The organism is Pseudomonas sp. DCB_BI (assembly GCF_026240995.1).
Lineage (GTDB): Bacteria > Pseudomonadota > Gammaproteobacteria > Pseudomonadales > Pseudomonadaceae > Aquipseudomonas.
The window spans coordinates 35,469-58,006 of record NZ_JAPFCG010000031.1 but is presented as its reverse complement, the minus strand read 5'-3'; the positions used below and the strand labels follow the sequence as shown (position 1 = coordinate 58,006).

The 22,538-nt window shown below is 62.7% G+C and carries 18 protein-coding genes, 2 pseudogenes and 1 riboswitch; of the genes and pseudogenes, 11 read left to right on the top strand and 9 right to left on the bottom strand.

Annotated elements, in window-relative coordinates:
- Positions 1-407: 407 nt before the first annotated feature.
- Positions 408-875, bottom strand: a complete 468-nt coding sequence (locus tag OO258_RS25610) for a sterol desaturase family protein (RefSeq protein WP_266034239.1) — start codon at positions 873-875, stop codon at positions 408-410.
- Positions 876-1,267: 392 nt separating this feature from the next.
- Here OO258_RS25610 and OO258_RS25605 point away from each other — a divergent pair, with 392 nt between their 5' ends.
- A complete protein-coding gene (locus tag OO258_RS25605) occupies positions 1,268-1,981 on the top strand; it encodes an MgtC/SapB family protein (protein ID WP_110745415.1) in 714 nt (237 codons plus the stop codon).
- Between the two features lie 93 nt (positions 1,982-2,074).
- Here OO258_RS25605 and OO258_RS25600 read toward each other — a convergent pair whose 3' ends face one another.
- Complete coding sequence (locus tag OO258_RS25600) at positions 2,075-3,643, bottom strand: sensor domain-containing diguanylate cyclase (RefSeq protein ID WP_266034236.1); 1,569 nt, start codon at positions 3,641-3,643, stop codon at positions 2,075-2,077.
- A gap of 150 nt (positions 3,644-3,793) precedes the next feature.
- Between OO258_RS25600 and OO258_RS25595 the strand changes: the two genes are divergently transcribed.
- Together OO258_RS25595 and OO258_RS25590 are read left to right on the top strand one after the other, a co-directional pair.
- Positions 3,794-4,294, top strand: a complete 501-nt coding sequence (locus OO258_RS25595; protein ID WP_110745417.1) for a DUF4142 domain-containing protein — start codon at positions 3,794-3,796, stop codon at positions 4,292-4,294.
- Between the two features lie 8 nt (positions 4,295-4,302).
- Positions 4,303-4,554 carry a hypothetical protein gene (locus OO258_RS25590; protein WP_110745418.1) on the top strand — a complete coding sequence of 84 codons (252 nt, stop codon included), beginning with the start codon at positions 4,303-4,305 and terminating at the stop codon, positions 4,552-4,554.
- Between the two features lie 41 nt (positions 4,555-4,595).
- On the opposite strand, the gene OO258_RS25585 is transcribed toward OO258_RS25590, so the two are convergent.
- The gene (locus OO258_RS25585) at positions 4,596-4,760 is read right to left on the bottom strand and encodes a DUF6021 family protein (protein ID WP_177410749.1); all 165 of its coding nucleotides are present in this window, start codon (positions 4,758-4,760) and stop codon (positions 4,596-4,598) included.
- A 55-nt stretch (positions 4,761-4,815) separates the two neighbouring features.
- Positions 4,816-5,802 (bottom strand): DNA-binding protein, encoded by a 987-nt coding sequence (locus OO258_RS25580; protein WP_266034228.1) that lies wholly within the window; start codon positions 5,800-5,802, stop codon positions 4,816-4,818.
- A 251-nt stretch (positions 5,803-6,053) separates the two neighbouring features.
- On the opposite strand from OO258_RS25580, the gene OO258_RS25575 reads away from it, so the two are divergent.
- From OO258_RS25575 to OO258_RS25565, 3 genes are all read left to right on the top strand, one after another.
- A complete protein-coding gene (locus OO258_RS25575) occupies positions 6,054-6,659 on the top strand; it encodes a helix-turn-helix transcriptional regulator (protein ID WP_110745420.1) in 606 nt (201 codons plus the stop codon).
- 123 nt (positions 6,660-6,782) lie between these two features.
- Positions 6,783-7,784: a threonine/serine dehydratase gene (locus OO258_RS25570; protein ID WP_266034226.1), complete on the top strand. Its 1,002-nt coding sequence runs from the start codon at positions 6,783-6,785 to the stop codon at positions 7,782-7,784.
- Positions 7,781-8,734 (top strand): ornithine cyclodeaminase family protein, encoded by a 954-nt coding sequence (locus OO258_RS25565; RefSeq protein WP_266034223.1) that lies wholly within the window; start codon positions 7,781-7,783, stop codon positions 8,732-8,734. Before OO258_RS25570 ends, OO258_RS25565 begins: the two co-directional genes overlap by 4 nt.
- A gap of 7 nt (positions 8,735-8,741) precedes the next feature.
- Here OO258_RS25565 and codA read toward each other — a convergent pair whose 3' ends face one another.
- The 3 genes from codA to OO258_RS25550 form a co-directional block, all read right to left on the bottom strand.
- Positions 8,742-9,980: a cytosine deaminase gene (gene codA, locus OO258_RS25560; protein WP_266034221.1), complete on the bottom strand. Its 1,239-nt coding sequence runs from the start codon at positions 9,978-9,980 to the stop codon at positions 8,742-8,744.
- A 90-nt stretch (positions 9,981-10,070) separates the two neighbouring features.
- A complete protein-coding gene (gene tenA, locus OO258_RS25555) occupies positions 10,071-10,748 on the bottom strand; it encodes a thiaminase II (RefSeq protein ID WP_266034218.1) in 678 nt (225 codons plus the stop codon).
- Positions 10,745-11,392 carry a TenA family protein gene (locus OO258_RS25550; protein ID WP_266034215.1) on the bottom strand — a complete coding sequence of 216 codons (648 nt, stop codon included), beginning with the start codon at positions 11,390-11,392 and terminating at the stop codon, positions 10,745-10,747. The genes tenA and OO258_RS25550 overlap by 4 nt, the downstream gene beginning before the upstream one ends.
- A gap of 78 nt (positions 11,393-11,470) precedes the next feature.
- Positions 11,471-11,585, bottom strand: a riboswitch (TPP riboswitch).
- Between the two features lie 251 nt (positions 11,586-11,836).
- On the opposite strand from OO258_RS25550, the gene OO258_RS25545 reads away from it, so the two are divergent.
- The 4 genes and pseudogenes from OO258_RS25545 to OO258_RS25530 all read left to right on the top strand — a co-directional run bounded on the left by OO258_RS25545 (position 11,837) and on the right by OO258_RS25530 (position 19,785).
- Complete coding sequence (locus tag OO258_RS25545) at positions 11,837-15,232, top strand: Ig-like domain-containing protein (RefSeq protein WP_266034213.1); 3,396 nt, start codon at positions 11,837-11,839, stop codon at positions 15,230-15,232.
- 100 nt (positions 15,233-15,332) lie between these two features.
- Positions 15,333-16,316, top strand: coding sequence for an SCO family protein (locus tag OO258_RS25540; protein WP_266034211.1), 984 nt, complete (start codon positions 15,333-15,335; stop codon positions 16,314-16,316).
- An 81-nt stretch (positions 16,317-16,397) separates the two neighbouring features.
- A pseudogene (locus tag OO258_RS25535) lies at positions 16,398-18,704 on the top strand (putative bifunctional diguanylate cyclase/phosphodiesterase); the annotation flags it as partial.
- A gap of 130 nt (positions 18,705-18,834) precedes the next feature.
- Entirely contained in the window at positions 18,835-19,785 is a 951-nt protein-coding gene (locus OO258_RS25530) for a site-specific integrase (protein WP_266034209.1), read from the top strand.
- Here OO258_RS25530 and OO258_RS25525 read toward each other — a convergent pair.
- Together OO258_RS25525 and OO258_RS25520 are read right to left on the bottom strand one after the other, a co-directional pair.
- Positions 19,775-20,884 (bottom strand): SMP-30/gluconolactonase/LRE family protein, encoded by a 1,110-nt coding sequence (locus tag OO258_RS25525; RefSeq protein WP_266034245.1) that lies wholly within the window; start codon positions 20,882-20,884, stop codon positions 19,775-19,777. The two genes, OO258_RS25530 and OO258_RS25525, sit on opposite strands and share 11 nt — an antisense overlap.
- Positions 20,885-20,890: 6 nt before the next feature.
- Positions 20,891-21,499, bottom strand: a pseudogene (locus OO258_RS25520) (SDR family NAD(P)-dependent oxidoreductase); the annotation flags it as partial.
- A 126-nt stretch (positions 21,500-21,625) separates the two neighbouring features.
- Between OO258_RS25520 and OO258_RS25515 the strand changes: the two are divergent.
- Entirely contained in the window at positions 21,626-22,537 is a 912-nt protein-coding gene (locus OO258_RS25515; RefSeq protein WP_266034207.1) for a LysR family transcriptional regulator, read from the top strand.
- Position 22,538 lies beyond the last annotated feature (1 nt).

Below are 22,538 nucleotides of genomic sequence, written 5' to 3'. Positions count from 1 at the left end.
GAGGATGATGCAGTACCTGGGGAAACAACTGGCTTGCTCAATTTCTAGAATCTAGCGCAATTGGACTGTGGGAGCGGGCTTGTCCCGCGAACACGGGCGAAGCCCGTGCCATGCACCGTGTTGGATTCTTCGCGGGACAAGCCCGCTCCCACAGCTACCCCCGCAGGCTTGAGGCTGATGCAGTACCTGGGGAACAACTGGCTTGCTCAATTCTAGAATCTAGCGCAACCACTGTGGGAGCGGGCTTGTCCCGCGAACACGGGCGAAGCCCGTGCCATCCACCATGCTGCATTCTTCGCGGGGCAAGCCCGCTCCCACAGGTACCCCCGCTGGCTTGAGGATGATGCAGTACCTGGGGAAACAACTGGCTTGCACAACACCTGGAAGCTGGCGCGAGCAAGCGTCGGTCAGCGTTCGCTACGGTTGCCCCGAAGTTGCTGTTTCAACACCTTCAACGGCGGCGCATAGAAAAACCCGAACGACACACTCCCCGTGCGCCCTTTCACCGCGTGGTGCAACCGGTGCGCCCGGTGCAGGCGCTTCAGGTAGCGGTTGACCGGCCGTGGCTCGCGCGGCCAATGCCGATGAAAGAACCCATCATGGGCCAGCACGTACAGCACGCCATAACCCGCCACGCCACCGCCCACCCACTGCAGCGGCGCATAGCCACTTTTGCCCAGCGCCATCAGTGCCGCAGCAACCAGCCCCAGGGCCACCAGGTACAGGTCGTTGGTTTCGAGCATGCCCAGCTGTGGCTCATGGTGCGAGCGGTGCAACCACCAGCCCCAGCCATGCATGATGTACTTGTGCGCCAGCGTGCCAACGCCCTCCATGGCCACCAGGGTGCCGAACAGCACGGTGAGATTGAACAACATGGAACGATCCGGGTGATGGCAAAGGGAGCCGCAAGGTTAACGGCTGGCCAGTTTTTTTTCCATTTTGCGTGACCAGATGAGGCCCATTTGCGCATTAAGCCATTGTCATGTTTTTGCCCTTGACCTGCTTGGCCACGCAACGTATGGTCCGCGTCGCAATTTTGCCTTCCTCAACAGGAGACCTGCCTTGGACAGTAGCCCCAGTCGCTTGCGACAGGCCCGCGTGGCGCGCTAGCCCGGCAGTGTCTTGTACTGTCTGGCCAGCCTGGCAAGACGGTGGTTTCTTGTAACCCCGCATCTCCCCTCCCCGTGGTCCTGCGCATTTTTCTGGTTTTTCAACCGCGCCAACTGATGGCGTTCATGCGGGTGTGTGCCCGTGGAAGAGGTTTGCTATGGATTGGAAAATATTTCTGCTGCGCGTCAGCATCGCCCTGCTGCTGGGGGCGCTGATCGGCGCCGAGCGCCAGTTGCGCCAACGCTTGACCGGGCTGCGTACCAACGCACTGGTCAGCACAGGTGCCTGCCTGTTCGTGCTGATGACCCAGGCAGTGCCGGGCATGGCCGCCGCCGATGCCTCACGGGTCGCTGCCTATGTGGTCTCGGGCATCGGCTTTCTTGGTGGTGGCGTGATCATGCGTGACGGTTTCAACGTTCGTGGGCTGAATACCGCCGCCACCTTGTGGTGCACCGCTGCGGTTGGCGTGCTGTGCAGCCTGGGGCTGCTGCTGGAGGCGGCCCTCGGGAGCCTGGTGGTGTTGTGCGCCAATATCCTGCTGCGCGACATCGCCCAGCGCCTGGACCGGCAGGACATGGTGCCGGCCACCGAGGTGGAGCAGCACTTCGAAGTGCGCATCGTCTGCCGCGCCGAGGACGAGATCCAGGTGCGCAGCCTCATGCTGCATAGCCTGGGCGACCCGCAGTTGCGCCTGCAGTCACTGCAAAGCGCTGACCTGGACAACCCTGCCCGGCTGGAAGTACGTGCTGAATTGCTGGGCACCGCCCAAGCCCCTGCGCAGCTGGAGCGCCTGGTCAGCCGGGTCAGCCTGGAAAAAGGGGTAAGTTCAGTGCGCTGGCAGTTACAGCAACAGGTATTGGCGGCGGATTGAATGACCAAGGCGGGAGCTGAAAGCCGCGCCTGCAAACGCGTTCGACTGCAGGCGCAGCCTTGCGCTGCGAACGGGCGGCCAGGTCCCGGCACATTACGAGTCCGCATGAACAACCAGCGTCTCTGCCACCCGGTACCCGTCACGGCCCTCGCGCTTGGCCTGGTATAGCGCCGCATCCGCTGATGCAAGCAGCGTCTGCGCCGTCACCCCCTCCCGCGCCAGGTCACCTACGGCAATTCCCGCACTGAACGACACCCGCCCCAACGGACTACCCGCATGCTCCAGCACCTGGCGTCGCAACAGTTGTTGCAACTCCAGCACCAAAAGCTCTGCGCCTCGGCCATCGGTATCGGGCAGCAGCAGGGTGAATTCCTCGCCGCCATAGCGCACCGCCAAGTCGGCCGGCCGTTTCAATACCTGGGGCAGCAACTCGGCAAAGCGCCGCAGGCACCAGTCGCCCGCGGGATGGCCGTACAAGTCGTTATAGGCTTTGAAGTAATCCAGGTCGAGCATCACCAATGCCAGCGGATAACCCTGCCGCCGCGCCCGGCGCAGTTCGGGCTCGAACACCGCATCCAGCCGCCGACGGTTACCCAGACCGGTCAGGCTATCGGTCAATGCCAGCGCTTTCAGCGTCTGGTGCGCCTGGTGCAGCGCCCGCTCGATGGCGATGCGCTCGCGTAACTGCCGCAGTACGACCCCGCCAAAGGCCGCCAGCCCGAGCAAAAACAGCAACAACACCGCCACCGACTTGATCGCATCGTGGCGCCAGGGCGCAATGATCGACTCACGCGACAGCCCCGCTTCCACCACCAGCGGGTAGCTGGTCAGCGCACGGTATCCATACAGCCGCGGAGTGCCATCCACCACCGCGACTGCCTCGGCTACGCCCTCCGCGGCATACGGCAAATGGTTGCGGAAGATTTCGCTGCTCGCCAGGCTGCGGCCTATCACCTGCTGCACGAAGGGGCGGCGTACCAGGATGGTGCCGTCGCGCTTGGCCAGCACCAGCGCGCCGCGCTCATCGAGCTTGAAATCACCGTAGTAGCGTACGAACCATTCGACCTTTATGGTGCCCAGCAGTACGCCGGCGAAGCTGCCATCGGCATACTCCAGGCGTCTGGAAATGGGGATGATCAAGTCGCCGGTCGAGCGGCTACGAACCACTGAGCCGATGCGTACACCCCGGTCGGTGTGGTTGCGATGATAGACAAAGTAATCACGGTCGGCGTTATTGGCGTTCGGCGGGATGGCCGCCTGGTCAGTAACGATCCAGCTGCCGTCCGGCCCATACACGAACAACCCGTGCAGCTGCGGCATGATGGTCTTCTGTTGCGCCAGCAACGCATGCAGGCGCGGCCGGTCGATACGCTCGAAGCCGTCACCCTCCAGGCGTTCAGCCAAGGCGGCGGTGATGGCATCGACCTGGCGAATGGCGTCTTCAGCATGCTGCGCCGTTGCTCGCGCCAAGTTAGTGACCATGTTCTCGGCATTGCCGTAGGCGTGTCGGTAATCACGCCAGATGCGCCAGCCTTCCACCAGCACAAAGGCCAGCATCACCACCACCATGAAGGCCAGTACCAGGCGGAACAACGCGACCGCGCGCCCCTCGCCGGTTGCGGCGAAAAGCCCGTCGTCGTCCTGTTGCCTGGCTGCGCCCATTGGAATCCCTGGCCTTAACGCGTTTGCCGCCTTTCACTATAGTTCAGCGCCGCGCACAGAAAGCTGCGACGAAAAAGATTAAACCTTTACCCCGCTCGCCCCCTCAACCGTACGCGACACTGAGGTCGCGCCAAGGGTAAGGAGTGAAGCATGAGCAGCCTATTCATGAAACGCGTCGGTTTGTCCATGGTGCTGGGGCTGGCATCGGCGCATGCATTGGCGGCCAGTTCCGATGACTTCGTCGATGCGGCAACCGAGGCCGGCATTGCCGAGGTGGTCACCGGTAACCTGGCCAAGGAAAAAAGCCAGAATGCCGACATCAAGACCTTTGCCGGGCAAATGGTCACTGACCACACCCAGGCGAACCAGAAACTCGCTGAAATCGCCCGCAAGCTCGACATTTCGGTACCGGATGACGCTGCAATGACCGACAAGGTCAAGAAGATGATCCTGGAATGGCGCGATGAATCGTTCGACAAGTCGTACATCAACAACCAGGTCGACGCTCACGAAAAAGCGGTGGAGCTGTTCAAGAAAGAGGCTGCATCGTCTGACAAGGCTGAGCTGAAGGCTTTCGCCAGCGAAACCCTGCCCAAACTGGAACAGCACCTGGAGCATGCCAAGGCACTTCAGGCCAAGCACGGCAAGTGAGGCCCGACATGAGCAACGATGCATTGAAAACCGAAGTGCTTACCCGGCTGTTGCATGCGCACCCCGAGGGGCTGGGCAAGGAAGTGCTGGATAACTACCGCGGTGAGAAAGCAGTGGCAGGCATGCTCAAGACACTGCAGGAGGCCGGGTTGATCCAGGATGGCAGCGTGGCGGTGAACAGTGACCACCAGATCAGCGTGCACTACCCCATCAAGCTGTCGGCGGCGGGTGTCGAAGCGGCGAGACAGGCTGAATCCTGAGCGGATCGTAGTAGGAGCGGCTGCGCCGCTCCTACACGCGTTCAGGTGTTCTTCTCGATATCTCTGGGTGGCTTGGCCGGCCCTTGTGGGTCGACCTGTGGGTCGTCTACATCGGGCGAATCCGGGTCGAAACCCAGATCATCCTGCGTTTCAGCCTGCTCCGAGGAGTGCGGCCCTTCTTTTTCAGGTGGTCGTGATCCAGTCATGGCGTTCTCTCCGGTGGGTGTTTAAGGAAGAAAGCCCCGGCCTGGAAAAGTTTGATTAATCTGCGCCTTCAGCCACCTGCGCCCTGCACAGCGCCAGTGCTTCGTCACGCGCTTGCAGCTGCTCCTGCAGATGCTGTAGCTGTCGCGCCTGCTCCGCGCACATGTCGCGACGTTGCTCCAGGCTTTGTGTCAGCACGTCCAGTTGCCGGCGCATCTCCTCGCTTGCGCCCTGGGCCTGCGCCAGGATCGTACGCAAGCCCTGGATCTGTGCATCGCGTTGCTCCAGCAACTCATCCTGCGCCCGGCACTCACTGGCAGCCTGGCGGTGCTCGCCCAGCAAACGCTCGTTATCCCGGTGCAGGCGGGTCAGTTCGTCCTGTTTGACGATCATGCCCTGCTGCAACTGGCGCACCTCAACCTGCATTTGTTGCAGTTGTGCCTCGTGACGGCGTTGGTCCTGCTCCCGTTGCTCGCGACTGGCGGTGCGATAGTGCTCTAGCGCGTCACGGGCATGCCTGTGCTTGTCCTCCAGCGACTTGACCTGCTCGTCCTTGTCGGCAAGGCGCACCTGCATCTCGCCCAGCGATTGATTGAGGCTGGCACTGCGCAATTGTTCAGCCTGCAGCGTGCTCTGCGTGGACAACAGCTTTTCAGTCTCAGCGGCCAAGGCCGCTGCATCGATCTGATGGCGTTGCTGAGCAGCAGCCAATGCCTGCTGGGCGTTTTCCAACTGCGCCTGCAGCCTCTCCCGCTGTTCTGTAAAGGCGCTTTCGGCCTGTTCGATCTTCAGGTCAGCCTCGTCTTGCAGTTGTGTTGCCAATTGCCCGACCAGACGGCTCAGCACATCACTCAGCGCCACGCCGCCCTCGGAAGCCACTGGATGCTGGCCGTTCAACTCTTTGAGGTAGCGGTGAATCGTGGTCTTGGAGCCCGTATTGCCCAGTTCGATACGTATCGCATCAATGCTGGGGTTCTCGCCACGGGCGATCAGCGCCTGTCGCGCCTGCTGCACTACCACCTTGTTGATACCGCCCCGGGCCATGCTTGCTCCTACGATTTTGTACTGTGTTATGTAACATGTAATTACATACCAATTATGGCAACTCTATCTTACCCCTGCAAACGTTTCCTAAGATTGAATAATCACGGCTTATCGCATGTGAGCTGCAAAAAGCGGCTGTTTACCATCCTTGAAGCCGTACTGAAGCCGGTGGTGCGCCACCTTGTGCCAGCGGCGCTGCGGCGGCACCATGGGCGTCCGGTACCAAGCGCTCACAGAAAGCACCACAGAAAATGACCCTGGAAAACTACAAGGCAATCGCCGACAGCATCGCCCTGCTGCTGTACCCGCACGCTGAAGTCATCGTGCATGACCTTGGCAGCCAGACAGTCGTGTATATCGCCAACAACTTTTCCCAGCGGCAGCTGGGTGACGATTCGGCAATCGATCACGAACTGGGCGATCTGCTCGAGGGCGGCAATCTGGGCCCGTACGAAAAGCTCAACTGGAATGGCCAGAAGGTGCGGTCCATCAGCACCGTGCTGCGCAACGCCCAAGGCGAAGCCGAGCACCTGATGTGCATCAACCTGAATGTGTCGGTACTCGAGCAGGCTCGTGTGGCGCTGGACGCGTTCTTCCAGATGAGCCGGCTGGTGCCGCAGCCTGACGCATTGTTCCGCAACGACTGGCAGGAGCGTATCAACACCTTTCTGCATGCCTGGCTGCAGGCGCGCAATCTGTCCCTGCAAACCCTGCAGATGAAGGACAAGCGCAGCCTGGTGCAGGCGCTGCATGCCGAAGGCGCGTTCGAAGGGCGCAGTGGTGCCGATTATGTTGCCAACGTGCTGAGCATGGGCCGCGCCACCGTGTACAAGTACCTGAAAGAAATCAAAGGCTGATAATGCCTCGCCGCCACGCTGGCCACCCAAACAGGTGATGCCAGCCGTTGCCCTGCCCGCTTGCCTGAAGTAGATGAATATTCTATCGTGGAAAAATATTCCACATGCATTCAGGAGCGCCGCATGTCACCCGCGACAGTTTCTTCAACCGTTGTCGATGCCCCATACCTCGATGCGCTCCATGAAGCCATCCAGCAAGCCCATGCCGCACTGCGTCCCGCTGTCGGTATCACCCCGCTCACTTACAGCGCCAGTCTGTCGGCGCAGACTGGCTGTGAAGTGCTGCTCAAATGCGAACACCTGCAGCACACCGGCTCTTTCAAGTTTCGCGGCGCCAGCAACAAGATCCGCTTGCTGCCGGCGGACCAGCGTGGCAACGGTGTCATTGCCGCCTCCTCTGGCAACCACGGCCAGGCGCTCGCCTTGGCAGGTAAGGCTGCCGGCGTGCCGGTCAAGGTCTACACCGCCACTTCGGCTTCCCCTTATAAAATCGCGGCGATGCGGGCGCTGGGTGCTGAAGTGATGTGCCTGCCCATCGACCCGCTCGGCGTGGAGCTCGAGGCGGCCCGCCAGGCAAAAGCCCAGGGCGTGCCCTTCGTATCGCCCTACAACGACCCGCAAGTCATCGCCGGCCAGGGCACCATTGGCATGGAGTTGTTCGAGCAGGCACCAGACCTGGATGCAGTGTTCGTGGCCGTGGGCGGTGGCGGCATGATTGCCGGCATCGGCGCTGCGCTGCGGGTACTCAAGCCGGGCACGGCGATCGTCGGCTGCTGGCCCGAGAATGACCCGGCCCTGGAGCAATCGCTCAAGGCCGGCACAATTATTGAAGTGGACGCCCGCGACACGCTGTCGGACGGCACTGCGGGCGGCGTCGAACCCGGTGCTATCACCTTCCCACTGTGCCAGTCGCTGGTGACCGATACCGTGCGGGTCAGCGAAGCCGAAATCCGCGCAGCCATGCGTGAAATTGCCAGCAGTGAACGTTGGATCATCGAAGGTGCTGCGGGGGTCGCGGTCGCCGGCATGAAAAAGCTCGCCGAACGCTATCGGGGCAAACGGGTCGCGGTGATCCTGTGTGGCCGCAACATCGTGCTGGACAAGTTCCTAGAGGCGATCGGATGAAGACCTACGACAAGGCCCAGATCATTGCCAGCTTCAATACGGAACTGGCGGTACGCCGGCTTGAGGAAGGCTTTGTCGCGTACTCGGACTCCAGGGTACAAGTGCCGCCTGTGCAGAGCTTTGCATTTACCCAAAACAACGGCGATTGCTGCGTAAAATCGGCGTACGTCGAAGGCAGCCCCACCTTCACCGTCAAGCTCTCGACCGGCTTCTATGACAACCCGTCCAAGGGCCTGCCAAGCAACGATGGCCTGATGCTGGTGCTGTCTGCGACCACTGGCCAACCACTGGCCCTGCTGCAGGACGAAGGCTGGCTGACCGGCATGCGCACCGCCCTGGCCGGACGTATCGCGGCCAGGCTGTTGGCACCGGCGCAGGTCAAGGCAATTGGCATTATTGGTACCGGGATGCAAGCACAAATGCAGCTGGAACAGTTGCGCGCCGTTACGGATTGCCGCCAGGTGTTCGTCTGGGGCCACAATGCCAGCCGGCTTGACGCCTGCGCAGCCTTTGCCCGTCACCTGGGCTTCCAGGTTCGCAGCACCCAGGATGCGGCCGAACTCGCCGGGGCCGCCAACCTGATTGTCTGCGCCACCCCTTCCCGCCAGCCGGTGTTGCGCAGCGAATGGGTCCAGCCTGGCACGCATATCACCGCCGTCGGTGCCGATGCGCCGGGCAAGCAGGAACTGGAGCCCGCGCTGGTTGCCAGGGCCGATCGCATCATCGTCGACTCGGTCGTCCAGTGCAGCCAGTACGGCGAAGTGGCTCACGCACTCGTCAGTGGCCTAGTCAGCCCTGACCAGCTGATCGAACTGGGTGCGCTGCTGGCCGGCCGCGCCAAGGGGCGTGAGCACGACGGCCAGATTACCTTGGCAGACTTGACCGGCGTAGCAGTACAAGATGCGCAAGTCGCAAGTTGCACCCTGACGGCACTGAGCGCCTGCGACTAGCACTGCATCAACGGGTGCGCTGCACGCGTGCGGGCGTGCGCTGCATCAGCACCTTGCCATTGCGTACCGACACCAGCGCATGCCCTTGGCTGCGGACCATTTCGTAATCGTCTGGTGCCGACAGCAGTAACAGGTTCGCCGGGCGCCCTACTTCGATACCGTAGCGCTCGCCCAGGTTCAGGGTGCGGGCGCTGTTGTCGGTGATCAGGTCCAGGCAGCGCTGCAGGTCCTCGTAACCGAGCATATGGCAGATGTGCAGGCCAGCCTCGAGAATGCGCAGGATGTTGCCGTTGCCCAACGGGTACCAGGGGTCGACGATCGAGTCCTGGCCAAAGCACACGTTCATCCCGGCGCGGTCGATCTCGGCCACGCGGGTAACGCCACGGCGCTTCGGGTAGTTGTCGAAGCGCCCCTGCAGGTGGATGCTTTCGGTCGGGCACGAGACAAAGTTGATGCCCGACAGTTTCAGCAGCCGGAACAGCTTGTAGCAATACGCGTTGTCGTACGAACCCATGGCCACGGTATGGCTGGCCGTCACCCGCGCACCCATGCCGCGCACGCGGGCTTCTTCGGCCAGCACCTCAAGGAAGCGGGATTGCGGGTCATCGGTTTCGTCACAATGTACGTCTACCAGGCAGCCGGTACGCTCGGCCAGGTCCATCAGGAACTTCAGCGATGACACGCCTTGGTCGCGCGTATTCTCGAAGTGGGGAATGCCGCCGACCACGTCGGCGCCAATGGCCACCGCCTCGGTCATCAAGGCCCGGCCGTTCGCGTACGACTCGATCCCCTCCTGCGGGAAGGCGACAATCTGCAGGTCGACCAACTCGCGCACGTCTTCGCGCACCTCAACCATTGCCTTCAGCGCGGTGAGTTTCGGGTCGGTGACGTCGACGTGGGTACGTACATGCTGGATACCGTGATCGACCAGCATGTCGATGGTCTTCTTTGCCCGGCGCTTGATGTCGTCGTGGGTGGTGATTTCCTTGCGCTCGGCCCAGCATTCGATGCCTTCGAACAGCGTGCCGCTCATGTTCCACCGCGGCTCGCCGGCGGTCAGGGTGGCGTCGAGGTGGATGTGCGGCTCGACAAAGGGTGCCACTACCAGGTTTTGCGTGGCGTCCAGATCATTGCCAACAACAGCCACCACGTCGGCCTGAGGCACGATGGCGGCGATGCGCGCGCCATCGAGCTCGATGCGGAACAGGCCATCTTTGCCGCGCAGGCGTGCGTTGATGATATTCATGCTGTTACTCCTTGCCGTGGGCTTCGCTCATGCACGATAGCAGCATGGCGACCGCCCCATGCAAATCCTGAACAAGGCGTGAAGCCGCTGCTATCCCTGCCGGGGGCAGGCGGCGTCCAGGCCCATTTGCCAGAAATCAGCCTCCAGGCTGGAGGCCTGGCCAAAAATCCCAACCAGCTCGGCGAAGCGCTGCTCGGTCATGCTCCGCGCCGCCAGTTCATCCAGCTGCTTGCGCGCTGCCGCTGCCACGGCCTGGTAACCCTCCCCGGCATATTCGCCAATCCATTCGCGATACGGATGGCTGCTCAAGTCACCGATCCGCTCGGCCAGGTTCCGACCGATCTCGGCATAGCCAACCACGCAAGGTGCCAGTGCCACGTGCAGCTCCAGCAGGTCTCCGGCAGCGCCGCAGTCCAGCACGTAGCGGGTGTATGCCACGGTGGCCTGGTGCTCGGGCGCCGCCTCGATATCGGCCTGGCTCAGCCCCCAGCGTGCGCACAGGCGCAGGTGAAGCTCGGTTTCATCAAGGATCGCCGACAACGTGGCCTGCGCGGCGCGGATGTCGGCCGGGCGGCGGCTTTTGTAGGCGGCCAGCGCCCAGGCGCGGGCGAACTGGACCAGAAACAGGTAATCCTGCACCAGGTAGGTCCGAAACGCATCCTCGTCCAGCGTGCCCTCGCCCATTTGCCGCACGAAGTCATGATCCACGTAGCGGCTCCACTGCTGTGTGGCAGCGGCCTTGAGGCGTTCGAAGATATCCATGCTCATTTGCCCTCCGGGTACACGGCGTCGAAGAACGCCAGTTCAAGGGCCACGGTGCGTTGGTAGAAGTCAGTTGCCAGCGCCGCCTCCTGCGGGCCGACGCGGTCCAGTTCGGCTTGCAGGAAAGCGACGAAGGCCTGGAATGCCGGGTTATCGTGCAGGGTGATCCACTCGGCATGGATGAAATGTTCCGGCAGGGGTTTTGGCGCCTTCAGCGCCCAGTCCAGGTAAAGGCCTTCGGCAACATTGAGTACCGCCAGCGCCGCCGCATAGGACCGGGTGGCTGCCGCTTCGCGCATGATCGCCTTGAACCCTGCGGTTGGCAGGGTATCGGCCGGTTCGCTGCGTTGTGCCGGGCTTACGTCCAGTGCCTCGAATGCGCGCAGGAAGTAGGTGTTCTCGTCGCTGGAGATCATTCCGGCAAAGCGGCCGAAACGCAGGCGCGCCTCGAAGGTGTCGGCGGTGGCGATGGCGGCGCCCAACAGGGTCAGGAAGCTGTCGAGGAAGCGGTGGTCCTGCACCAGGTAATCAACCATGACCGGGTCGGGCAGGCTGCCATCGCACAATTGGGTCACGAAACGGTGCCCGACGGCCGCCGACCAGGTGGGTTCGCTCTGCTGGCGCAGGGACTGGCTGAAACGTTCGGTCATGTTGCTGTCCTTGATGAAATTGACAGCGAGACCGTTGAAATTGGCATGGACAGGCCTCGCAGTGAGGCCGGCAAAAAGGCAGGTAATGAATCCCATCCCTTCGCCGGCATGATCCGGATCAGGTTCGAAGGGTCACCGCGCTGCAGCGCTCAGCAGTTTCTCAGCCCGTTGCCGGGCTCCCCTTGGTGGCGTTCAGATATACCGCAGGGCGCCCCCGCTGTCACTAGCCTGCGCACCCAAACCCTGGGGATTGGGGCCCCGCTAATGGGGACCTGTCCCCATTCTTGACGCCCTTTTATTTAGCGCGCATCAGTCGCCGCAAGGATTTGTTTAACAAAGCATTACAAAAATATCGGTTGGCACAGCCGTTGCTCGTGGCCCTTTAACCGGGCAAAACGCCATCGATGGCTTTACGCCATGCAGCCGCGAGTGAGGCATAAAGCAATGAAAACACCTGCCGTCATCCATCCAGCTAGGCACGCATTCCAGCTGTCCTCTGCCACTGCGCTGATGCTCAGCCTCGGGCTGATCACGGCCATGGCATCTTCCCTTGATGACAACAGCCAGCCATCGCCGACCGACCCGTCGGCGTATACCGACCAACCCGCTGACCCAACCACTGCACTGCTCAACCTGAACACCTTGCCCGAGGCTAATGAAGGCTCGCTGGAGCTGACAGATGGCGCGTACGGCGATCGCAACACAGTCACTACCGACAACGTGTTGCCGCCGGCGCTGCAAACCTCGGACAAATACCCCACCAACGGCAAACCCAGCCCATTGTTCGGCGCCCAGCCGTTCACCCAGCAACTGCTGCTGTTCGAGGAATTCGGCACGGAAAAACTCGACCCCACGCTGCCGCCGCCAAGCCTGACATTCCCGGTGCCTACCCTTGGCGCAGCACCCGCTCAGGACCCTGACAAGGTGGCCCGCAGCGGCCCCAGCGGCACTGCCCTGGAGGCCTTCCTCAAGCAACCTGGCCTGTACCCGTTCCCTACCCAGTATTCCAATGTGCTCGATCGCAACCCCTGGAAGGCGCAGATCGAGATGTTTCTCAACCGCCAACCAGTCGGTTCGCCGGCAGAGGGACGGCCACCAGGAAAAGGCTGGTCGCACCAGCGCTGGAACGAGTTCTACCCACAGGCAGCATTCAAGACCGCGCAGGCCGGTGCGCGCATCAACCTCGGCCTGCGCGACCGTAAACAACTGCACAACTACGCGGTTGGGGAGTTCGCGCCCGGCGGCCTGTACTACCAGACATCCGACATCCCCACCACGCTGGGTACCACCAAAGGCATCGACACCCGCTTCCACCCAAGCATGCCGCTGCAAAACCACAAGTCGGTCTGGACCTTCGACGGCACCTTCCCGCCCAAGCTGCTGATGGTGCGCTACGGCCAGCCAGTGCTGATGCGCCATTACAACGCCCTGCCGATCGACCCGTCGGCCAACGGCGGGTTTGGCCTGCACACCCTCTCCACCCACGAGCATAACGGCCACTCGCCGGCCGAGAGCGATGGCTTTGCCAACGCCTATTTCTTCCCCGGTCAGTACTATGACTACCGCTGGCCGGTGCAGCTGGCCGGCTATGACACCATCAACACCCGTGCCCAGGACCCGCGTGCCGCCTTCCCCTGCTCCCCGGGTGAAACCCTGTTCGTCAACGACGCCTCGCCGGGCCTGAAAACCTGCGAAAACGGTAGCATCAAGATTCGTGGTGACTGGCGCGAAACCATGAGTACCCACTGGTTCCACGACCACATGATGGATTTCACGGCGCAGAACGTCTACAAGGGCAACGCCGTAATGATGAACTACTACAGCGCTCTGGACCGCGGCAACGAAGCACTGCAGGACGGCGTGAACCTGCGCTTCCCCAGCGGCTCGTCCATGCCGTGGGGCAACCGTGACTACGACGTCAACCTGGTGATCGCTGACAAGGCCTGGGATGCCAATGGTCAACTGTGGTTCAACCCCTTCAATACCGACGGCTTCCTCGGTGACCAGATCCTGGTCAACTGGCAGTACCAGCCCCGGCTCAAGGTACGCGCACGCAGCTATCGCTTCCGTATCCTCAATGGCTCGGTGTCGCGCTACTTCAAGTTTGCCGTGGTACGCGAGATCGCCGGTAGCAGCGGTGAGTTCAAGGGCCCGACTGGCTCCAACCTGTCCTATGCACGGGTGCCGTTCCACATGATCGCCAACGACGGCAACATCATGGAACACGCTGTGCCGTTCGACGGTTCCATGGACCTCAACGGCGACGGCAACCTTCAGGACAGCAACGGCATCCTGCCGCTGCAAGGCATCGCCGAGCGCTACGACATCATCATCAATTTCGCCAAGAACGGGATCAAGGCGGGCGACAAGCTGTACTTCGTCAACCTGATGGAGCACCAGACCGGCAAGGGCCCGGAAGCCGCCATTCCGCTGGCAGACGTGCTGTCGGGGAAATACAAGGCAGTGATCAAGCAAACCAGCAAGGGCCCGCAGTGGGACAACGGCGACCCGGTGGTTGGCAAGTTCCTGCAATTGATCGTGCAGCCCTACACCGGCCAGGACCTGAGCATGGACCCGGTAGCCTACGAACCGGCCAAGCCAGGCAAGGCTGCAGGCCTGAAGATGCTGCCGCTGCCGATTGACCGCAACGCTGCTGGCGACCTGGCCAAGATCAAGGATGCCCGCCACCGCGAGTTCATATTTGGCCGCTCCGACGGTACCGACACCGCCCCGTGGACCATCAAGACTGACGGCGGCTTCGGCTACAGCATGGACCCCCGACGCATCAGTGCGGCCCCCCAACTGGCCAACCAGTCCACCGACGGCGGGTTCAGTGGCGATGGCACCCTGGAAGTGTGGAAAATCAAGAACGGCGGCAATGGCTGGAGCCACCCGGTGCATGTGCACTTCGAGGAAGGCGTGATCCTAAGCCGCGACGGCAAGGCGCCACCCGAGTGGGAAAAATGGGCGCGCAAGGACGTGTATCGCATCGGGCCGGACGCCGACTCTTCGGAAGAAGTGGAAATCGCCATCCGCTTCCGCGAATTCGCCGGTACCTACATGGAGCACTGCCACAACACCCAGCATGAGGACTCGTCGATGCTGCTGCGCTGGGACATCGACCGCCCCGGCCAGTTCCAGGTGATGCCGACGCCGCTGCCGGGTTGGGACGGTGTGCAGTACATGGCCTCGGTAGGCCTGCCTACCTTCCGCACCGAAGGCCATGATGACAACGACGACCCGGCCAACAAGCCACCCGTCGCGGCCAATGACAGCGCGGCGACCACCGCCGGCACGCCCGTCACCCTGAACGTGCTGGCCAACGACAGCGACCCGGATGGCAACGTGCCGCTGACGGTCACCGGCCTCAACCAGCCAGACTCTGGCAAAGGCACGGTAAGCACTGACGGCACCACGGTGACCTACACCCCGCCGGCCACGATCAATGCCCCCTTCACGGCCAGCTTCAGCTACACGGCGCGTGATGCCAAGGGTGCCGAGTCGCTGACACCGGCCACGGTCAGCATCGCCGTGAGCCAGGCAGCGGCGATGGACCAGATTCAGGTCACCAGCGCCACCGTGCAGGTACGCAGCGGCAACCGCTTCACCTGGGATGTATCGGGGACGACCACAGTGGCCACGGGCAACAGCATCAGTGTGACGGCCGCAACCACCGGCGGGCCGGTGAGCCTGGGGACTGCAACGCTCACGGCTACGACTAGCGGTGCCCGCTGGCGGGTGTCGGTGACCACCACCGGCTACGGCCCGGCCACACCGGCGACGGTGACCGTGAAATCGGCGCTGGGGCAGAGCGTGACGGCGCCGGTCCAGTACAAGTGAGTGAAAAGCGGGGGCCGCTCTGCGGCCCTTCGCGGGCGCTCCAAGGGGCTCAGCCAGAGCTGTCATTCAAGCCCAACTGCCAACCGACGAGGCCCCCATCATGTCCGGTTCATGGCGTTTCCTGCTGGTAGTCGCGCTGTTTGCCGCCAGCGTCCCGTTCTGGCCGCTGCAACCCAGGCAACCGGTAGCCGAGGAGGCCGCCACACCTTGGGGGGCCGACTACTTCCCCAACATCCCCCTTGTCACCCAAGACGGCGAACACGTGCACTTCTACGACGACCTGATCAAGGGCAAGGTGGTGGCCATCAACTTCATCTTCACCGGGTGTTCCGATTCATGCCCGGTGGAAACCGCCCGTTTGCGCCAGGTACAGAAAATCCTCGGTGACCGGGTCGGCAACGACATACACCTCTACTCCATCAGCATCGACCCTTACAATGACACCCCCGCTACCCTCAAGCGCTACGCCGAAAAGTTCGGCATCGGCCCTGGCTGGACCCTGCTCACCGGCGAGCCCGATGACATCGAACAGCTACGCCGGAGCTTGGGGCTGTGGATCGATGGCCTGGAAAACGGCCGCTCCAAAGACCACAACTTGAGCCTGATCATCGGCAACCAGGCCACCGGCCGCTGGATGAAGGCTTCTCCCTTCGAAAGCCCTTATATTCTCGCCGACCGCCTGGGCAACAGCCTGCACAACTGGAAGCAGGCCAGCGCCACGAACAATGACTACGCCCAGGCCCCCCAGGTACGCCCGCCCAGCAGTGGCGAGCAGATATTCCGCACCCGCTGCTCGTCCTGCCACACATTGGGCAACAACGAGCCCGGCCAGCCCGGTATCGGCCCGGACCTGCTGGGGGTGACCCGCCAGCGTGATGCCAACTGGCTGACCCGCTGGCTGAAGGAGCCGGACCAGATGCTGGCCGAAAAAGACCCGTTGGCCCTGCTGCTGTACGAGCAGTACAACCGCCTGGCCATGCCCAACATGCGCCTGGGTGATGCCGAAGTCAGTGCCCTCATGAGCTACCTCGAAGAAGAAACCGCACGGCTGCAAACGCCTGTCGCGGACAGGGGAAAACCTTAAAGGCTATTTGCCATCAGTCATCAGGCTGTCATCTCACTGTCGTATTTTTCCAGCATCACCCAGGGTCGGGAACTTTCAGCAGTGATTCGCCGTTCACTTTCCTCCGCCAGCCTTCTGCGGCTGCTGATCCTGATGCTCTGTGCAGCGACGCTGGCCTTTCTATGGGGGCTTCATTCCACCCAGAAAGCCGCCGCCCGCCAGGATGCGCTGTCGGCCAAGGCCGCCGAGCACCTGAACCTGGCCAGCATCGTCGGCGAAAGCCTGCGCCAGTTGGTCGACCGGGCCCAGGCGGTGGGCCGGGTCACTCAGGACGACATGAAGGTACTGCGCCAGGGCAACTTCAGCCTGGCGCGGATCCTTGCCGAAGACCCTGTGTTCAAGCGCATGGGCTTGTACGACCGCTATGGCAAGCTGCTGTCGGCCAGCCACGCTGACGAGGCGCCTGAGTTGCCTGGCCCGTGGTTGCAGCAGCTTCAGCAGCACGTCGCACGCTACGGTTTCACCCCGTTCCTGCCGAGCATCCAGCCCCATGACCTGCCGGTCGCCCTGCCCACCTGGCGGCTGCCCTTCCTGCTGCCGCTGACGGGCCCCACCGGCCGTGAAATCGACACCATCCTGGTGGTGCAGCTGGACATCGGCTACCTGGCAGTGCTGTTCCAGCACATCGACCTGGGCAGCACCGGCCTGGTGCGGCTGCTGCAGGATGATGGCCTGGAGCGGCTGCGCATTGACACCAGCGGCGTGGCGATGGCCAGCGATACCTTGCAGCCCCAACTCACGGACCTGGGAGCGGACACGGGCGTGCTCACCCAGTACGTTGCCGGCGAAGCCTACCAGAGCCTGTACCGGCGGATACCTGAGCGAGGTTTCAGCGTGGTGGTCAGCCAACGCCAGGACGAGATCCTGGCGCCTTCGACGCGGGCTTATGCGCGGCAGTTCTGGTTGAACCTGAGCATGACCCTGATGATCATCGCCAGCCTCCTATGGACCTTGCGCCTGTTGCGCAAGCGGCAGGAGGCCTTCAATGCACTGGAGCAGGCCCAGCAGGTCAACCAGCAACTGATCGGCCGCCTCGAGGACGAACACCGGCGCAGCAGCCATGCCGCCGCCACCGACCACCTCAGCGGCCTGCACAACCGTCGCCAGTTCGTCGAAGTTGCCGGCCAGGCCCTGACCCACCAGCGTGGCAAGCGCCGGTTGATGGCGATCCTGTTCATCGACATGGACCGGTTCAAATCGATCAACGACTCCCTCGGGCACAAGATCGGCGACCTGCTGCTGCAGGCCGTCGCCGGACGCATTCAGCGCCTGCTGGAGCCGGGCGACGAGGCTTCGCGCTTTGGCGGCGACGAATTCGTGGTGTTGCTGGCCGGCGAACGCAGCGAGGAACAGATCAATGCCTGGGTCCGCGAACTGGTGCAGAAACTGTCGGCCACCTACGCCCTGGACGGCCAGGAAGTCAACACCAGCCCAAGCGTCGGCGTCAGCATCTGCCCGCGCGACGGCCAGGACATCGACAGCCTGATCCGCAGTGCCGATGCGGCGATGTATTCGGCCAAGCAGGCCGGGCGTGCGCAGTATCGCTTCTTCGACCCCTCGCTGAACCTGGCCGACATCCAGGCCTTTACCCTGGAGCAGGCGTTTGGCAGTGCCCTGGCCGAGCGCCAGTTCGTGCTGCACTATCAACCGCAGATTCGCCTCGATACCCAGCAGGTGCTGGGATACGAAGCACTGGTGCGCTGGGACCACCCCGAGTTCGGCCTGCTGTACCCGGACCGTTTCATCGAGCTGGCCGAGCGCAGCGGGTTCATTGTCGACCTCGGCTGGGAGGTGCTGCGCCTGGCCTGCGAAGCTTTGGCAAGCTGGGATGCCCATGGGAGGGAAACGCGGCTGGCGGTGAATGTATCGGCGCTGCAACTGCGTCAGGACGGTTTCGCTGCGCGGTTGCTGAGCAAGTTGCAGCGGCATGGGATCGCGCCCCAGCGGCTGGAGCTGGAAATCACCGAAACCACTATCCTCGACCCCGAGGGCACTGCAGTAGGCCACTTGCATGCCTTGCGTGGCGCTGGCCTGGGCATCAGCCTGGACGACTTTGGCCGCGGCTACGCCGGCTTCGCCCACTTGCACTCGTTGCCATTGAGCAAGCTGAAGATTGACCGCTCGCTGATTGCGCCATTGTCCAACAGCCCAGATGACAGCCCGATCGTGTCTTCAACCATCATCCTGGCCAAGCGCCTGGGCCTTGAAGTGGTTGCCGAAGGCGTAGAAACCCGTGAACAGGTGGTGTGCCTGAAACTGGCCGGCTGCGATATCGCTCAGGGCTATCATTTCAGCCGGCCGCTGTCGTCCGCGCAGTTGCTCGACTACCCGCCATTCAACGGCGTCGAGCAAGCGGATGCACCCGCGCACACCGGCAAAGGTGCACCCACCGGGTACGTAGCATCTACACCACAGGCGATGCGGGACAGCCGAACCTTTTCGGTTTAAGGTGTACTCATCCTCACCGGCTCCCCGCACCATGACCGACATCGAGCGCTACCTGCGCGCCGCCACCCGTGACAGCACCCGGCGCAGCTACCAGGCTGCCATCGAGCACTTCGAAAGCCATTGGGGCGGCTTCCTGCCAGCCACCGCCGAGAGCGTCGCCCGCTACCTGGCCGACCATGCCGACCAGCATGCGGTCAGCACCCTGCGTCAGCGCCTGGCCGCACTCAGCCAATGGCACGTCGCCCAAGGTTTCCCCGACCCGACCAAGGCACCTTTGGTACGGCAGGTGCTGCGCGGCATCCGCACCCTGCACCCGGCACCGCCCAGGCAGGCTGCCCCATTGCTGCTGCAGCACCTGCAAACCGCCATTGGGCATTTTGAAGAAGAAGCCCGCCAGGCCCGTGAACACCACGACCTGGCAGCCTTGCGCCGGGCCCGGCGTGATGCTGCACTGCTGCTGCTGGGCTTCTGGCGCGGCTTTCGCGGTGATGAGCTGGCGCGTCTGCGCATCGAGCACATCCAGGCCGAAGCCGGCGTCGGCATTACCCTGTTCCTGCCGCGCAGCAAGGGCGATCGCGAGGCCTTGGGTGTGCAGCACCGCACCCCTGCCCTCAAAGCCTTGTGCCCGGTCACGGCCTACCTGCAATGGCTGGAAGTTGCCGGCATTGCCCACGGGCCCGTGTTCCGCAAGCTCGACCGCTGGGGCAACCTCGGCGACAGCCCGCTCAACAGCAACAGCCTGGTGGGTCTGCTTCGGCGCATGCTGGAACGTGCCGGGGTGCCTGCGGCACTGTACACCGGCCACTCGCTGCGGCGCGGTTTCGCCACTTGGGCCACCGCCAACGGTTGGGAATTGAAATCGCTGATGAGCTACGTGGGCTGGAAAGACGCCAAGTCGGCGCTGCGCTACATCGACTCGGCGCAACGCTTCGGCGAACTGGCCGTGTTACCGGCCAGCCAGGCCCAGCCGCTCATTCCCTGAAGCTGTGCCGGGCGATGCCGCCGGTTTCCGGGCGGATGGCATACAGGTCACCGGCGTCAGGATAATGGTGCAGGTCCTCGGCACTCATGCCAAAGCGCGCGGTACTGATGTACAAGGTATTGAGCCCGGGGCCGCCAAAACAGCAACTGGTCGGGCATGGCACCGGCATCAACACCTGGTCGGCCAGGTGGCCGTGGCGATCATAGTGGAGCAAGCAGCTGCCTTGGTACTGGCATACCCACAGCCCGCCTTCACGGTCCAGCGCCAAACCGTCTGGCCGGCCGAGCTCAGCAGGTGTTTCGGCAAACAGCGTGATCGCGCCCAGCCGGCCTTCGCTGAGGTATTCAGCGCAATAGATCGCACGCGCCGCCGAATCGACGAAGTACAACGTACGGCCATCCTCCGACCAGGCAAGGCCAGTTGGCAGTGCCAGGTCATCGTGGATCACCTGGTCGCTCAGATGCCCGTCAAAACGGAACAGGGCCCCGGTGTTGCCACTCAGGGCATCGTCCATCAACCCGGTGACAAAGCGCCCCTGCGGATCGCACGCGCCGTCATTGAAACGGTAGGACGGCCGCGGATGCACTGACGCCGAGTGCTGGCGCACCTTGCGCGCCGGCACATCGTAGATCGCCACGCTGGCATCTTCGGTGAAGATCAGGTTACCGCGGTCGGTCAGTGCGAGTGCGCCAATCCGCGCGGCAGACTCGTAAAGGTTCTCGACTTCGCCATCTGGCGTCAGGCAGTTGATACGACCGCCGGAAATGTCGACGAAGTACAACGTGCCGCTAAGCTCCTCCCAGACCAGGCTTTCACCCAGGTCCGCGCGGGTGTTGGCGACCTTGACCGGCACGTAATTGCATTCTTTGATGCGGTTCCAGCGCTCAGCCACTTCCGTCAGGTCACCGGCCTGCACCCGGCCCAGGTCACGTGGGTAGCTGACGCCGCTGTTTTCATTGAATCGCGTAGCGGTGAACTGGCCATTGCTGGCCCTCAGGATGTAGCCTGTGTCATGGCACAGCGCGCTGGCCAGGTACAACACACCGGGCGTAACCCATTCGGGTTTCAGCTCTTGCGGCGGCTGGCTGATACCCCACATGCGGGTTTTGGCCACCGGCGAAATCGCATTGACCAGAATCCCGTGCTCCTGACCCTCCATGCTCAAGGCATTCATGATCCCAACCTGCGCCATCTTGCCGGCGGCATAGGCCACCAGCCCAGGCTGTGCGTAGCGCTGGTACATGGCGCGGTCCGAAGTGGTCAGTACTACCCGCGGTGCAGCGGAGCGCTTGAGATGGGGCCAGGCGTGCTTGGCCAGCCACACCGGCGCCTGCACGTTGATACCCAGTGCACGCTTCAGGAAGCCGTCTTCCTGTGCTTCGATACGCTGGTAATCGACCCAGCCGGCGTTATGGATGAGGATATCCAGCGCACCGAAATGGGCAATGGCCAGCTCGATCAGCTGCTTGCAGGCGCCCTCGTCGTCAAGCTGACCGGCGTGCCCAACCACCGCGTAGCCCTTGGCGCGCATCGCTGCCAGCGCCTGTTCGAGCGTCGACGCATCCTGCCCTTGTCCTGAGCGATCGGTGCCCAGGTCACTGATCACTACCCGCACCCCGCGCTTGGCGAGCGCCATGGCATAGGCCAGGCCCAGGCCCTGTGCGGCCCCGGTGATGACCGCTACTTTATTGTGGAAAGGGTCTGGAACGGGCATTTCTGGCTACCTTGGATTCTCCTTTTTAAGATATCAACAAAAAAATCAATGACTTAATATTAAAAGCATGCAACTTTGATATCTCATGGATATCACCGCCGGCCCACGGCTTTGCAGGAATGCTGGATGATCGAGACACGTCTGCTCAGGCAGTTCATTGCCGTGGCTGAAGAGCTGCACTTTCACAAGGCCGCCGAGCGCCTGCACATGGCGCAACCGCCGCTGAGCCAGGCGATCAACCGGCTTGAGGAAAAGCTCGGCTTCAGCCTGCTGCTGCGCAACAAGCGCGAGGTGCGCCTGACCGCCGCTGGCACGGCGTTTCTTGACACCGCGTACCGCACACTGGCCGAGCTGGATCAGGGTATCGAGTACGCCCGCCATGTGTCGGCGGGGGTCAGCGGCAAGCTGAGCATCACCGCCATTTCCATCGCCTACTACGACGCGTTGCTCGGCATCTTACGCCGCTTCCGTGAAACTTACCCGAACGTACAACTGACCATTCGCGAGATGCCTTCGGCCTCGCAGGCCAAAGCGCTGTTGGCCGGTGAGGCAGACATCGGCTTCATGCGCAGGCTGCCCCTGCCTGCAGGTACCCTCGAAGCACGCTTGCTGCTCGACGAGCAGATCGTGATGGCCTTGCCCGCCGCCCACCCCAAGGCGCAATCGCGCGAGATAGAACTGCGCGAGTTCGCCGAAGAAGATTTCGTGTTCACCCCGCAAGCGTTGGGCGGCGGGTACCATGCGCAGTTGATTGCACTGTGCCAATCGGCGGGGTTCTACCCCAAGGTGGTACAGGAGGCGGCGCAGATCCATACGCTACTTGGCCTGGTGGCCTGCGGTTTTGGGGTGGCCCTGGTACCGGCTTCGTTCGCCAGCTCTACGCCGCGCGAGCGGGTGCAGTTTCGCCCGATCCGCCCGCTTGATGACCAGTCCGCCCCCGGCATTGGTCTGTACATGAAATGGAGCGCCCAGAATACGTCGCCGGCCCTGGCCAACTTCATCGCCCTGTTCGAAAACCAAGGCGTCACCGGCGACTAGG

Excerpts from the sequence above, each read along its gene's own strand:
- OO258_RS25610 (WP_266034239.1), bottom strand. The coding sequence starts at position 875 with ATGTTGTTCAATCTCACCGTGCTGTTCGGCACCCTGGTGGCCATGGAG.
- OO258_RS25605 (WP_110745415.1), top strand. The coding sequence starts at position 1,268 with ATGGATTGGAAAATATTTCTGCTGCGCGTCAGCATCGCCCTGCTGCTG.
- OO258_RS25600 (WP_266034236.1), bottom strand. The coding sequence starts at position 3,643 with ATGGGCGCAGCCAGGCAACAGGACGACGACGGGCTTTTCGCCGCAACC.
- OO258_RS25595 (WP_110745417.1), top strand. The coding sequence starts at position 3,794 with ATGAGCAGCCTATTCATGAAACGCGTCGGTTTGTCCATGGTGCTGGGG.
- OO258_RS25590 (WP_110745418.1), top strand. The coding sequence starts at position 4,303 with ATGAGCAACGATGCATTGAAAACCGAAGTGCTTACCCGGCTGTTGCAT.
- OO258_RS25585 (WP_177410749.1), bottom strand. The coding sequence starts at position 4,760 with ATGACTGGATCACGACCACCTGAAAAAGAAGGGCCGCACTCCTCGGAG.
- OO258_RS25580 (WP_266034228.1), bottom strand. The coding sequence starts at position 5,802 with ATGGCCCGGGGCGGTATCAACAAGGTGGTAGTGCAGCAGGCGCGACAG.
- OO258_RS25575 (WP_110745420.1), top strand. The coding sequence starts at position 6,054 with ATGACCCTGGAAAACTACAAGGCAATCGCCGACAGCATCGCCCTGCTG.
- OO258_RS25570 (WP_266034226.1), top strand. The coding sequence starts at position 6,783 with ATGTCACCCGCGACAGTTTCTTCAACCGTTGTCGATGCCCCATACCTC.
- OO258_RS25565 (WP_266034223.1), top strand. The coding sequence starts at position 7,781 with ATGAAGACCTACGACAAGGCCCAGATCATTGCCAGCTTCAATACGGAA.
- codA (WP_266034221.1), bottom strand. The coding sequence starts at position 9,980 with ATGAATATCATCAACGCACGCCTGCGCGGCAAAGATGGCCTGTTCCGC.
- tenA (WP_266034218.1), bottom strand. The coding sequence starts at position 10,748 with ATGAGCATGGATATCTTCGAACGCCTCAAGGCCGCTGCCACACAGCAG.
- OO258_RS25550 (WP_266034215.1), bottom strand. The coding sequence starts at position 11,392 with ATGACCGAACGTTTCAGCCAGTCCCTGCGCCAGCAGAGCGAACCCACC.
- OO258_RS25545 (WP_266034213.1), top strand. The coding sequence starts at position 11,837 with ATGAAAACACCTGCCGTCATCCATCCAGCTAGGCACGCATTCCAGCTG.
- OO258_RS25540 (WP_266034211.1), top strand. The coding sequence starts at position 15,333 with ATGTCCGGTTCATGGCGTTTCCTGCTGGTAGTCGCGCTGTTTGCCGCC.
- OO258_RS25530 (WP_266034209.1), top strand. The coding sequence starts at position 18,835 with ATGACCGACATCGAGCGCTACCTGCGCGCCGCCACCCGTGACAGCACC.
- OO258_RS25525 (WP_266034245.1), bottom strand. The coding sequence starts at position 20,884 with ATGTGGGGTATCAGCCAGCCGCCGCAAGAGCTGAAACCCGAATGGGTT.
- OO258_RS25515 (WP_266034207.1), top strand. The coding sequence starts at position 21,626 with ATGATCGAGACACGTCTGCTCAGGCAGTTCATTGCCGTGGCTGAAGAG.